General features: G+C 60.7%; 4 protein-coding genes. 3 read left to right on the forward strand and 1 reads right to left on the reverse strand.

Annotated features, from left to right (window positions below; translation table 11 throughout):
• Window positions 1-699: 699 nt before the first annotated feature.
• The gene (locus A3CW_RS49085; RefSeq protein ID WP_154678174.1) at window positions 700-1,236 is read right to left on the reverse strand and encodes a hypothetical protein; all 537 of its coding nucleotides are present in this window, start codon (window positions 1,234-1,236) and stop codon (window positions 700-702) included.
• Here A3CW_RS49085 and A3CW_RS52790 point away from each other — a divergent pair.
• The 3 genes from A3CW_RS52790 to A3CW_RS49090 all read left to right on the forward strand — a co-directional run bounded on the left by A3CW_RS52790 (window position 1,236) and on the right by A3CW_RS49090 (window position 14,163).
• Entirely contained in the window at window positions 1,236-1,454 is a 219-nt protein-coding gene (locus tag A3CW_RS52790; RefSeq protein WP_154678175.1) for a hypothetical protein, read from the forward strand. The two genes, A3CW_RS49085 and A3CW_RS52790, sit on opposite strands and share 1 nt — an antisense overlap.
• Complete coding sequence (locus tag A3CW_RS0139115; protein WP_028208392.1) at window positions 1,442-1,900, forward strand: hypothetical protein; 459 nt, start codon at window positions 1,442-1,444, stop codon at window positions 1,898-1,900. Before A3CW_RS52790 ends, A3CW_RS0139115 begins: the two co-directional genes overlap by 13 nt.
• A 944-nt stretch (window positions 1,901-2,844) precedes the next feature.
• Window positions 2,845-14,163, forward strand: coding sequence for a Tc toxin subunit A-related protein (locus A3CW_RS49090; RefSeq protein WP_051482022.1), 11,319 nt, complete (start codon window positions 2,845-2,847; stop codon window positions 14,161-14,163).
• Window positions 14,164-14,174 lie beyond the last annotated feature (11 nt).

The raw sequence follows: 14,174 nt of genomic DNA on the forward strand, positions 1-14,174 counted from the left end.
GCAGGTAATCGGACGGCTTCGATGAGTTGGCGTGCTGCATCGCCTTGATCGCCACCCAGGCGGCGACGTATCGTCGCCTCATCCACGAATTTCCGAAAAAACGAATGTTTTCGAACGGCTAAAGCATCCAGGTCTATCGAGCTGACGTCGACACGTAATGAGTGATAGTTTCGACAGCCTGCTCAACCGAGACGTCCGCTGTGTCGACTACCAGATGCGCTGATTCCGATACATCATATTGACGCTCAAGGACGCTCTTCCATGTCCGCAGCTTGTGACCAGGGATATCTGCCTGTCGCCCGTCGACTCTCAGACGGTGTGCGGTTGCATCGGAGCAAATCTGCTCTATCTCGAAGACGGCTACACCTGCTTCGAGTGCCACAATTCTCCAGTGACTACGCGTCGATAGGAACCATTCATCGGAACGCATCGGAACGTTTCCCGCCGAAACGCCAATATGGTCCCGGCCGGGAACACTGGATTGGGCTTGTGGTGGCAGCCACTGTCGGCAATCTGCCACGTTGCTGACGGAGAACCCGGCGCGCGCCAATGTCGGCTAAGGCCGATATGCGCGCATTCAATGGTAGGCGGCTTTCCGAGTGATCCGGCCGTTCGAGCGAGCGCCGCACGACTCACGTGACCGCCAGCAATTGGGCCGGTCTGCGCCTTACCGGACGAAATGGGGGCGCACGCGATCTCCTATCCGCGTTTATCCTCCCGATCGAGTGCCGAAAATGCTTCGCGCAGCAGCGCTTCCTGAGTAGCAAAGCGCTGTTTGTCGCGAGTCTTGAGCTTGCGCAGATTCTCGATCTTCCAGCGTATCGCGGGCATGCCTTGCAAATGGTCGTAGGGCATCAGCGCCCAGTCCGGATCGAGGCTCACGAGGGAGAGAAGAAATTCGCGGTGATCCTGGCTCAGCGCGCGTGGCAGATCATGATGAAGCTGCGCCTGAACTGCCTCGAGCTGGGCAAGAATGACCTCGTCCACCGTCATCCCAACAAAACCCGCCTCGTATTCGTGCGCCAGCGAATGGGGAGTTGCAAAAAGCACTTCGTGAACGGGGCGGTTGTGGCCGGCGAGGTAGCCAACGAACGCGGTAACGAAATCGTCGCGCAGACCGTACTGCGCAGTCTGTGGACTCAGAGACCACAAAGCCTTGGAGCAAGCATAAGGCCAATCGCGCGATTGTTCTCGTGGATCCGCTATGTGAAATTCCGCACAACTCGCCAGATGCAATGTCGGTGAACCTGACCAGCACGCTGCCCCGAGCCGTTGATATGTTCAAGCAAACCAGCCGGTTTGCGACCGCTGACATCTGTGATTTTCTTCATCAGGATGTGTACAACAGGTTTCTGGTTGCTCCGAAAAGAACCAATCCTCAACAGCCCACACAGTTTGAGGAAGGCGCAAACGCCAATGCGGAGAAGGCCTTGGGGCGTTCATGGGGTTCTTGACCCCGAAATTTCGGCATCACGATTTCATGCTGGGCCGGTTCAACTGCCAGGCTTTTCTCGAAGGCACCTTTACGCTTGCCTCGACGAACGAGGTCTTCGATAACACGCCAAGCCTCGCAACCCGGGTGGGCGCGCGCCCCGCAACGGGCACCTACGATGGCCCCCTCGCGCCCACCGGGGAATATCCCATTATTCCGCTGTGCGGGAGCGCAACTGTCCGCATCAAGGAACCTGTCTGGCCGCCGAAAGGCTCATTCAACCCGAATTCCATTCACGAAGATGTGAAGAAGCGCGCTAGAAAGACTATGAAGAGCCTCGGGCAGGTGCTACCCATGAATTGGTTTCAAAAGTTCGTTTACGGCATTGTCGTCTGGTGGATGGGCAGACGCGCCGCCGATAAATTTGTGCTGATGGTCCAATCAGCCCTGAAAGCGAAAGACCTGTAGTATCCGGCTACTACGCAAGAAAGGAGGGGGCAAGGCCCCCTTTGCATTCGAAAGGCGATACTCCCAAGTTAGGGCAGATACTCCTGGGAGGCACAAACTTCGTGCATACGAAGTGACTGCTGCAAGTCGCATCGACGGGGCGTGCCATTGCCAGATTGCCTGCATCTATGTTGGCTTGACAAAAGCACCTATTTTCCTAGATTGAAGGGGTATGTGACGAGCGGGTTGACTGATGTTGTGAGCGCAAAAATGTAGGGAATAATGTCGATCCTATGACAGCTACTCTTTCGTAAGTTCACTTCCCTTACCGATCTTCCTGTAAAGCGCATGTTGGCATGCGCGGAGAGGAGGGCGATTTGCTTTCTTTAACGAAGGTTTGTTATCCGTTGTCGCTTAAACGTTAGGAATGCTAGACAAACGGAATTGATTGCAGCAGCAAGCGTGCCCGTTGGAGCGATTTTGTTGATGTCGGTCTTCTCCTTTGAAGTTGGTCAACGAGGGCGCTTTTATCATTCGAGTACAGGTCCACTGAAGCTTGTGGTTGGATGAGCGAAATCAGAGGGCGGTGCCATGGTTAGTTTACTTCGTCACCATGTGAATAAGGATGTCCTCGTCTCGATTCCTGCGCTATTCGGGAGCGATGTGCCGTTTCGCTGCCAGCTCGTTGGCTTTGAACTCGCTGGACTGTGGCTAAGAAGTGATCGCCTGTCGCAGATTGCGCTCGCCGACGGCAAAGGCGAGCCGGCGACGACATTCGTGCCCTACACGCAGATCGCTTACCTCACCGCCGCACCCACCGAGCCGCCACCCGCCTCTGCAACCGGGGAGACGCCCGGGCGACGACGCAGCGCAACCCATGCGGGAACACGTAAACCACCAGGCCGTTAGCCTCCCGACGTTCAACGTACGAAGCGTGCTGACTTCGGGTGAAGAGGTGCAGAACAATGTCAAACTCCATCGTTCTCAGGCTCACTCCACCGGCCGCGGTCGATCCGGCCACCTTCGCCAACTATCTCACCGGGCTGACGGTCACGGTCTACGACATCTCCTACGCCCGGGCGACCAATCCGCAAGCGAGCGTTGGCCCGTCGCTCGGCTCCGCGACCACGTCCAGCAAGCCGCTGCCCATCGTGCAGACGCCAGGGGATTCGGTGGCAACAGCGGTTTTCCCGTACACGTCCGGCTCGCCTGAATACCAGTCCCCAGACCTGCTGGTGAAGTTCCAGTTCAGCGGCACGACCGCCCCGGTCTTCGCGCCGGAGGCCTATTACAACGTCAAGCTTTACACGGGCACGGTGTCATCAGCGGCTGATATCGCGGCGATCGCCGACGCCGACGTCAGCGCCTTCATCACGCTGCCGCCAGCCTCGACTCTCCTCGCATTTCAAGGCGGCGCGACGCCGTCGAGTTTTAGCGATCTCGACGCGGCGGTAAAAAAGGTGCTCGACAGCGACCCGGGCGCAGGTTCCGGCAGCGCCACCGTGATCGCGGGGCTCACGGTCGACCAATGCCGCAACATCGCGAACGAGATCATTGCCAGTAGCCCGGCGCCGCTTCCTTCGCCGCCCGATACCCTGGCGAACATGTACACGACGCCGACGAACGACGGGACCGTCTCCAACTTTTACGAGCAGGAACGGCAACAATTCGAAGGCCAGCTCCATGCTTACTATGCCGCCCGGGATACGCAGGTTCTTGCACTGACCAACTACGTCTTCGCCCTTTCGGCCGCGTACTGGATGGAGGCTCAAACCCAGTCAGCCACGCAGGCGCAGATCGCCTTCCCCACGAACCCCAATCCGCCGTCGACGCCGCAGGCGACGCCGGCGAGTTCGGAGGCCCCGGTGATCATTGCCGGCACATTGGGGCTGGACGTGCCGGCGGCGTATTTCTACGCGCTCAACTACGACGTGGCGGTGACGCCCGGTCAGGACAGCCAGCAAGCGAAACTGAATCGCCAGCAGCTCGTGTTCGGCGCAGACCAGCAGGCCAATCTGAATCGCCTGACCGCTTCGCTGAACAACGGCGTCATTGAGCAACCAACCACACCCCCACTCAACCCGGCGCAGGCCGTACGAATTATCGAAGCGCTCAATCTCCCCGTCACCTTGCCCGGGCTGCCGTGGCCCATTGCGTCCGCTTCCAGCACCCCGATCTACGCAACAGGGTGGCAAATCTTCGAAGCGGGCTTTGCCGGGTCCCCGGCAATTCCGGGCTGGTTCGGTTATCCGGCGGACGCGACCTCATACAAGGCCGGCGACGACGTCGCCGGGTTCTGGCAACCGTTGGCCGAGAATCAGGCCGCTGCGTTCCTGGACGTCGTTCTTTGGGCCTTGACAGGCGGCATCATTGTCGATGGGACCCCGCTCGCCTCAAAGATTGCAGCGGACCTCAAACTGAAGAGCATCGGCGATCTGATGGCGACGACCCCGGCGCAGTGGCAGACGTATTTCAACGCGCACCCAACGTATCTGCCCACGCAAACAGGAACGGTCTCCGAACAGATCGCGCTGTTCCTCCAGCGGATCGAACAGTTCCTCCCACTCGCGGGCACGCCCTTCGTCGCGCCTGCGCTGCCGAACAACGTTCCATCCCAATACGCCGCGCCTTCCTCCGACCTGATCTCCGGCGCTATCGCGGGCTACTCCGGCTTCTCCTTCGGCATGGTGATCGATCCTGCGACGCTGGAGTCCGCCGCGGCCGCGATTACAGGCGACGCAGCGGCTCGAGACTGGGTGGTGCAGGCAATCGGGACGCTCAATGAGCTGTACATCCTGTCGCAAATCCAGAACCAGCCGGCAGGCTTCAAATTCTCCTTGATGGAAGCGCTGTTCGCGCGCGGTTTCACCAGCCGAGAGATGGTTCTGGACCTCACGCAGGACGAGTTTCAGCAGGCGCTCACAGGAACGATCGCCTATGACCAGGCCGCGGCGATTTACGTCCTTGCGGGCACTCCACAGCCTGGCCCGACGCCCCCCGGCGGGCCGTTCGGACCGGTCAATCCCGGATGTCTGACTGATTGCATCGCGCCGCCGTGGTTCTCGCCGCTCGGGCCGGTCGCCTATCTGCATGAGATGCTGAATGTTTCGCAGCTTTCAACCTGCGATCAGCCGCTCGCACCGCCGGCGCCGGGAAGCACGACGCTGCAGGCGATCATCGACGCTCGACGCGGCCCCGTCGAAACGCTGGACGTCACGCGCGCCAACCTCGAAACACCGCTGCCGCTGATCGATATCGTCAACGAGTGTCTTGAGATGGTGGCGTCGAAGTCCCCGCCTGTGCCGCCGGGCGTGGTCTACAACACGTCGGAGCACGACCTCGGGCCCTACGCGCTTTGCGACGACCATTGTGATGACGACGAGCTACGCCACGATTGCGCCTGCCTGCCGGATCCCTGCGATTGCCACGACGAACGTCACGAGCCCGAATGCCACAAACCGGCCGCGATCTTCGCCGCGCTGCCGGAGCACTCCTCACCGTCGGCGAACACCGACGTGGAGCCAGCTGTCTGGAACACGCTCAAGGCCGACTTCTCGGCCTGTTGCCTGCCCTACGATCAACCGCTGGATATCAACCGGACCTACCTGGAGCATTTCCGGACGTGCCGGTTCGAGGCGATGCGAACCTTTCGCCGCTGCATCACCGAGTTCGCGCTTGATCCGGTCCATGAGCCTGCGGACTTCCAGACCCATCTCTGGCGCTATCCCGTGCGGCTCGACATTGCCCTCGAGTACCTCGGACTCTCGCCGGAGGAGTTTGCGACGCTGTTCAAGGGCGTCATGCCGTCACCCTGCGGAGCGCGCGATCAGGAGCCGCCGCCGATTCACGCCGGCAATCCCGGCGCGTGCCTGCGCAAGGCCATGTCGCAGCAAGGTGTGATTCGCTTGTCCAGCTTCCTCGAATGCACCTGCCTGACCTATTGCGAGTTCCTGGAGCTTTCGCGTTGCGGTTTCGTCCCGTTCGTCAACGATTGCGGTCGTGACAATGGCCGGACGCGCGTCTCGCCATGCTTTCCCGAATGCGAGCCATGCTGCCTCGACGATCTATGTTTGCGTTTTTCAGGGGACGACCCGGAAGTCAGCCTCGACAAGGTCGGCGTATTCGTGCGCTTGTGGCGCAAGCTGCGGCACCTTTGCGGGGCTGGCTATTCGTTCACCGAGCTTGCCGATATTTGCACGGTGCTCAACTTCTCCAGCCCCGACTTCATTCGCCAGCTTGCCGCGTTCCAGATGCTGCGCGACCAGTTCCGGTTGCCATTGACCGGCATGGACATGCCGGCGACGGGGGCCACTGGCGCGGATCGCACCTTCCTGCTTTCGCTGTGGAAGGGGCCTGCGGCGAAACATTGGCGATGGGCGTTGCGGCACTTGCTTGAAGGCATCGAGAAGCATGCCGAATGCCACCACGAATGCCGTCGCCGGGGGCCGGAATTCGTCAGGCTGCTGGAGGAAAATTTCGACGCGCTGTCGCGTCTGGCGGGCTTTGATCCTGCGGTGGCGATCTACACCTGGCACGCGGAGCCTACGCACACGCTGCGTTTTGCGGAAGTCCTGTCAAAGATCTACGCCTCCGATTTTTCCGTGGGCGAGGTGTTATACCTGTTCACGGCAGATACGCATCTGGATGGCGATGACCCGTTTCCACTCCAGGACATCAACGAGGCGGACGACGAACCGCTGGAACTGCCGGAGGATGCGCACCATCAGACGCTATGGGCGTTGCGCCAGAAGCTGCTGAAGGCGCATCCGCGCGACAAGGAGATCGATCGCTGGAACTGGCCGGAAATCGCATCGGCGCTGGAGCATGAGTTCGGGTTTGAAAGCGCCGCCATCACGCGCCTGGGCGCGCATTGCTTCGCGCACGTGCTGGAACAAGCGGGCCAGCCTGTCAGCCCGGCGGCGCGGCGCTTTGCCCAGCCTCTCGCGCCGACGTCGGCGTCGATGTGGAACGCGCCGCCAGCCGGTCCTTTCCATTACGACCCGGGCACGTCGGAACTCTGGGCCGATCTGCCCATCTCCGATCATGAAGTGCTCGAACAGCTCTCGCGCATCTCGCAACTGTCCCCCATCGAACGGCAAGCGGTGCAGGACGTTTATTTCCGCCCGCGGAGACTGCTTGCGCATTTCGCGATGCTGTTCGACGACTTCACCGAGGCGCAGCAGCGACTGATCGAAGAGCGAAGCGTTGAAGCGCGCTGGAACTGGTTTCGGCTGCAGTTCAGCAAGGCGCGCCTGCGCTGCCGGATCATTGCGGCGCATTTGACGGAGCATGTGGAGGCGGCGACGTCCCAGCGGCACCCGGAAGGCCGCGAGGCGGCGCTCGTCGTGCTGCGCCATCTTTTCGCCGACGAAAACGCATCGACCACAGGAACCTGGGAGAGCGACGCCGGCAGCGTGCCGCAGGTGACCTGGCACCCACCGGCGAATGGCGGCGCGTTCGCCGCCTTGCTGGGGCTGGTCGGGACCGGGCTTGACTGCGCGTTCAAGTCTGGCGGCGCCCTGGCCTGGCGCGAGATCGGCGATTCGATGAACGTGTTCGGGCATGTACGCAACCGGGAGAACTGCCCCGTGCCGACGGTGATACCCGCTTTGGGGCTGACCCTCACCGCGCAGCAGCAGGCGCATGTCAGCGTGCGAAACGGTCTGGCGATGGCCGACGTCACCGACACATGGCTCGGCGGCGCACAAGGCTTCGAGGCGAGGTTTCATGGCGTTTTGTGGGTCGACGAGGCGGGGGACTATGCCTTTGGCGCCGGAGCTCCAGGGGGGGAGCACAAGGAGCACGAGGAGTCGGGCGAGCGCGAAGCACGGCATCGCTCATGGCTGATTGTCCTGCGCCGTGGCCAGAAGAAGTGGCGCCTGCTGCGTCACCATTGGGAAGGCGAGGAGAACATCGACGCTGCCCGGCTGTACTTGCGGCGCGGCGCCTACGAGATCGAAATCGAACTCGTCCAGCACGCGCCCGATTTCCTGCATGACCCAGCGCACAAGCAGCACTCCGGGTTCGAGGTCAACTATTGCGGGCCGGACACGGACGGGCATCGGATCGCCTTGCCACGCTCGCATCTGTTCCGCACACATGTCGATCATGAATTGAGCGTCGCCGGCGTGAGCGGGGTCGCGGCGGAGTTCCTGCACGCCCGCTATGGCAGTTCGCTGCGCGATATGCGCCGGACTTATCAGCGTGCGTACAAGACGCTGCTGTTCGTTCATCGCTTTGCATTGTCGGCCAGGCCGCGCAAGGACGAAGGCTCCGAACTGGGATACATGCTGTCGCAACCGCAGCAGTTCGCCGGCCGGTCGACCTATTTGCGAGCCGGGATATGGACGACGCACCAGGCGTATTTCGACTTCAATTTCCTGCCCGTGGGAGACCCGTATATCTCGCCCGTGCCTGGAGACGATCGCGCCTATCCGACCGCGCAAAGAGTATCGGCGCTGTTCGACTGGTGGGAGAGAATTTTCGATTACACGCGCATGCGCAAAGAGGTTCGCGCGCACTGCGACCGCCATGTCTGGCTGTTGTTCGAAGAGGCGCGCGATCAGGCGCCAGCCGATCCGACCATCCTGTTACGCCATATGGGCGCCAACGCATTGCACTGGCCGCTCGATCTGACTTTCTACCAGAGCCCTGCGGCGCCCATTTACGCGGTGACGAGTGCGGACCTCGAAGACGCCCAATGGACGGAGCGCTCATGGCACGCCGACCTGTGGCTGCGCCGGCTGGAATGCCATTTCACGGTCAAGGACATACGCGCAGCCAAGCCCTGGCTGTGGGCCGAGGACGATCCGTCGGTAGCGGTCGCCGGAGAGAGCGGCAATGCCAATCTGCTGCGATTCCTCTGCGACGGCTGCTTCGAAAACAAGGAGCCGCGGCGTTACGAGGACGTCAGGCGATTGAATGACGGGCTGCGCGAACGCGCGCGGGAGGCCTTGATCGGCTATCTGTGCGGGCCCAACGGCCTGACGACTTCGCCGGAGGAACTCAGCGGGATCCTGCTGCTAGACGTGCGCGCGGGCCTGCGCGAGACGGCGAGCCGGATCGAGGAGGCGATCAGCGCGGTGCAGACCTTTATCCGCCGGGCGCGCATGGGGTTGGAGCCGGGCTGGCCAATTGGCGGCGCCTTCATCCATCTGTGGAACTGCCGGTTCATCAGCTTCCGCGTATGGCAATCCTGCAAGCGCCGCGAGCTCTATAAGGAAAACTGGATCGACTGGCACGAGCTGGAAAAGGCGTCGAAGATCGAGTCGTTCAAGTTCCTCGATGAACAGCTCAAGCGTGCGACGCTGACCCTCGCCGTTCCGGGCGGCGTCGACTACTGGCCCGACCACCTCCCGCCCGCGCATCCCGCGCTGTGCCTGCTGCAACATCGCGATCCCGCCGAGATGCACCTGCTGGCAAAGCCGCGCGAAGGCCTGGATCTGCTGGCGACGCCGGAACGCGACGCAAGACCTTCATGGATCACCACGGTTCCGCCGCCCCCTCCGTCGCAGGTCGCGCCGTTGCCCAAACTGCCCTACTGGATCGAGTGCGCCATTCGCCTCGGCGCTCGTTTCGTCCGTATCGCAGCGGCAACCTACCCGCCCGCCTCGACCGGGTTCAAGCCCTGGCACCAATGCGAAGACGAGGCCACGCAGAACGGGCAGGACAAGGCATGCTGCGGCACATGTTGCCGCGAATGCGGCTGCGAGCATCCGGCCCATCTGGATGAATACTATTTCTGGCTGATCGATTCCGAGCACTTCGATCCTGCAAGCCAGCCGGTCTACACGGGGAACTTCGACGGCGAACAGAACGAATACTACGACCAGAATGCGCATGCTTCGACGCCCTGGCGCGACCCGGCGAATCTGCCCAAGCTGCTGTCATGGCCCTCGGAACCGATGGTGCGGCTTGCCTGGTGCCGCGTGCACAATGGCGAACTTCAGCAGCCCCGGCGATCGGATTGGGGCATCGTCTATAAGTCTGGTGGTTCGCAGCCCGATCTGGTGTTCCTCGGCCGGGTTGGCGACTCGATCTATCTGGAAGTCACGAATCCGGGAACGTCTGGCTTCCGTTACGACATGGCGCCAGACGCTGCGGTGACGATCGACACGCTCACCTTGCCGTCGCCCCCACCGCCGCCTCCACCCGGCGGACTGCCGGCTTACCCCTGGTTCTCCTACTACGAGCCGGGCGCCCCGCTGTTTCCGCCGCGACTGTATTCGCCCGCCGTTGCCGTGGCGCATGCGCTGCGCGCGCATTGCCGGTTCGAGGCTGCGTTGAAGTGGTACGAACTCGAAGAAACGCCGCTGCAGCGCGACAACCGTTGGGCACTGTGCGCAACGCAAGATCAGCAGCCCGACGGCGATAGCCAGATCGCCACAGAAAACGATTGCTGCTGCGACACCACCGACATCACCTGCCGAGAGGCCAGGGACCGCTCGTTGCTGCTGCACTATCTCGATACGCTGCGGGAATGGGGCGATGCATTGATGCGACGCAACTCGCCAGAGGCATTCGAGCAGGCGCGGGTCGTCTTCGACATGATGCGCAAGATCATGGGGCGGCATCCGCGCGTGGTGCGGAATCCTTATCATCCCGTGTTGACGGTTGCGACGTTCGCGCCGCTGTGGGCACCCATCAATCCGCGGCTCATGACGCTCTATGACCAGCTCGATGACCGTTTGGCGCTGATCCACGAAACGTTGAGCCGCCGCCGCTTGCGCGAAATGCGGCGTCACATCGATGCGCAGTACTGGGACGACGACCGCGTGCACGAAGGCTGGCGGGACGACGAAAGCGGCTGTTGCGACACCGATGGGTCTTGTCGGCCCTGTACCCCCTATCGCTTCGTCACGAAGGTCCAGAAAGCCAGGGAGCTGGCCATCTTCACGCGAGAACTCGGAGGCCAATTGCTCGCCGCGTTCGAAAAGGGCGATGCCGCGTTCCTGGCCTCCGTTCGAGCGCGACAGGAGCGGGAACTCGTCCATCTACATATGCGGGTGCGAGAGGATGTATGGCGTGACGCCGACTGGCAGGTGCAGGCACTAGGCAAGTTGAAGCTCAGTCTGCTTTCGAATCTTGACTACTACAACGGACTCATAGCCGCAGGCAACAACAGCCATGAAAATTCCTTCGTCTCGGACATCAACGACTCCAATCAATCTCGAAACTCGGCGATCCAGTCGGAAAACTCAGCTGCTACGGATCAGGATATTCCGGACGTCTTCGAGGGCGAGGTTGTTCTCACATTGAATAAAATGACTAGCGGCATCAAGACCGCTGATGTCGACCAGACACAAGCGCGAATCCAGAACACGAATGCCGCCATTTCGCTCGCGAAGGCATGGCTCGACCTGACCCAGGCGGGTTGGGATCGCCGTATGCAAGAATGGAAACAACAGGTCAAGGTGCTGAATATCCAGATCGAGCAGGTCGAGCTTCAGATCCTGGGAGCGGAACGCCGGCGCGATCAGGCGCTTCGCGAGCTCAATATCCAGCAGCGGTCGATCGAGCAGGCGACCGAGGTTCTCGACTATCTGCGCGACAAGTTCACCAATCACGCGTTTTACCTGTTCCTGCAGAAGCAGACGGCGGACCGTTACCGTCAAGTCTACGAGCTCGCCGTGAACGAGGCGCACGAGGCGGAACGCTCGTTCAACTTCGAACTCGGACACACGAGCGCCAGATTCGTCGACTGCGACGAATGGGACAACCTGCATGAGGGCATGCTCGCCGGCGATCGGCTGCAGGTCCAGTTGGCGAGCATGGAAAAGGCCTATCTGGACCATCACTGCCGTGAATATGAGCTGACAAAACATATCTCGTTGCGGACGTGTTTTCCCATTGAGTTTTTGCAGCTGAAATTGACCGGATGTTGCGAGATCGAAATCCGCGAAGCCATGTTCGACGCGGATTATCCGGGGCAGTGGATGCGACGTATCCGGAGCGTTAGCCTGACCATTCCTTGCGTAAGGAGTCCATACGATGAGGTGCACTGCCGGCTGACGCTGTTGCGCAGTGGGACCCGCATCGACCCGCTCTTGATCGACCCTGCCACGCGCTGCTGTGACTGTTGCCGGTCGCGAAACGGATATCCGGTGTGCCCGCATGACACCCGCTGGGTCAGCGAGAACGGAGCGCAGGAAGCGATCGCGACTTCGAGTGGGCGCAACGATGCCGGCCTTTTCGAGCTGTGCTTCCGCGACGATCGCTATTTGCCGTTCGAATTTCGCGGGGCAGTGAGCCGGTGGCGCGTCGAGTTGCCGCAGGAGAACAATCCGTTCGACATGGATCTGCTGACCGATGTGGTCATGCGCGTGCACTATACGTCGCGCGAAGGCGGCGAGGCGCTCCGCCGCGCGGCGCAAGAAGCCAGTATTTGCGACCTGCCCGGGTCCGGCTGGTGTCTGTTCGATCTGCGGCGCGATTTTGCCTACGCGTGGGAAAGGTGGGAAAAGCTGCATCCGTGCGACGAGGATGAGCCTCGCGAACGCTATATAGATCTGCAGTTCAGGCGCAGCATGTTCCCGTTTGTACCGGGCGACGGTTACCTGTTCATCAAGGGCATGGCGCTGCTGTTCGACCGGCCGCGCCATTGCGGTTGCGAATGCCCGGGCCAGTGTCCGTGCTGTTCCGATCCGGCATGCACGCACCACGAGCTGGTTCTGCGGCGCCGCGACGAGGAGGAGCGGCGGTTCACCTGCGTGGAAACCGATGATTGGCCACGCAGCTATTTTGGCGTCATCGATTGCCTGACAATCGGACCTCTGCATGGGAAGTGGGAGCATGCCGAGGTCAGGATCGGGTTCCCGCATACGGTCCGCAAGATCGAAAATGCCTATTTGCTTTGCCGTTACTGTGTCAGGGACGAATGCTATTCGATGGAGGCCCCAAGGCCGAGACCGCAGCCGGTCCCGCCCTGTCTGCCGCCGGGTTCAAGCTCCAGTTCAAGTAGTTCATCGAGCAGTAGCTCGTCGAGCTCGAGTAGTCCGCCCAGTTCCAGCAGTTCGTCGAGTTCGAGCAGCAGTCCGCCCAGTTCGAGCAGTTCGTCGAGTTCGAGCAGTAGTCCGCCCAGCTCAAGCAGTTCGTCGAGCTCGAGCAGCAGTTCGTCGAGTTCAAGCAGCAGTTCGTCAAGCTCAAGCAGTTCCTCGAGTTCCAGCAGTAGTTCACCGCCGCCGTGCGTCGAAACGATTGGACAGCCCAGCACGTACAACGTCGTGCCAATCCAGCTTACTTCTTCCTCGAGTCCTTATACGCTCGACCCGACCGCGCTGAACTACACCTTGGGAACCGGCCCGCAGCTGATCGATCACAAACTGGTTGTCGCAACCCTGCCAGCGCCGTCTAACACTGCGCTCACTTTTACCCCTAACGAAGATCTTCGTTTTAACACGACCCAACCCACCTATCAGGCGCTGCTTTATGAATTGCAGGATGGAAGCGGCAATCCCTTAAATGCCGTGCCGAATTGGTTCGGCGTTGCGATTCCTGATCCGGACAACTTCGATCTCTCCGGCGACGTCTACGTGATCCTCTATTTTCATCCGACGCTCACTCAATCTGGCGCCCTCTATAGCAATGCCGATTATCTTGGAAAGACCGGCGCAACAGGAACAGACTGGAAACAGCTATACGGCTATATCGACCGGCTCGGCGCCCAGATGGCGGGGGCAATTCAAGCCGGTGCGCCCGCCAATCGGCTGGCTATTTTTCCGTTCTTCCAGACGCCGCCGTATGCATCTGGCGCTACCGCAGTATCAACAAGCGACTTGTTCAACATCATTCACGACATCCTGCAAAATATAAACAGCAATGTGATCAATAACATCTGCACCCGGCCGAAGAAGCTGATCGTCGCTACTATCAGCGATGGCTCCGCTTACCTGAACCCATTTCTGGCAGACGCAGCTGCGGCGGCAGATCAAACCAATAACAATGCTATCGTTGAGGTTTGGGACTTCGACAGCGATATCGCGTCGTCGCCACCGGGGCCGGTCAATCCTCTTGGGAAACCTTTGAGGGCCTATTGGCAGAACGCCCACGCAAATACATCTACTGCCATCTACACTCAGTTGCCGGACTCGAGCTGGACGAGTTATCCTCCGAATCCGCCTGTGGAAGTGCCGCCTTTAGTTCCCAATCCCAGCAATAGTAACCCGGCCAACAGCACACCCGATACACGTCCGGGTTTGTTTTTCAATCACCACTGTATCCGCGACACCATGTTCCTGGATGCGATCCTCAACATCGAAAATGACAGGACGTCCTTTGGGTGGTGATTGACAATTTC

The sequence above is a fragment of the Paraburkholderia nodosa DSM 21604 genome, from assembly GCF_000519185.1.
GTDB lineage: Bacteria > Pseudomonadota > Gammaproteobacteria > Burkholderiales > Burkholderiaceae > Paraburkholderia > Paraburkholderia nodosa.

Excerpts from the sequence above, each read along its gene's own strand:
- A3CW_RS0139115 (WP_028208392.1), top strand. The coding sequence starts at position 1,442 with ATGGGGTTCTTGACCCCGAAATTTCGGCATCACGATTTCATGCTGGGC.
- A3CW_RS49090 (WP_051482022.1), top strand. The coding sequence starts at position 2,845 with ATGTCAAACTCCATCGTTCTCAGGCTCACTCCACCGGCCGCGGTCGAT.
- A3CW_RS52790 (WP_154678175.1), top strand. The coding sequence starts at position 1,236 with ATGTCGGTGAACCTGACCAGCACGCTGCCCCGAGCCGTTGATATGTTC.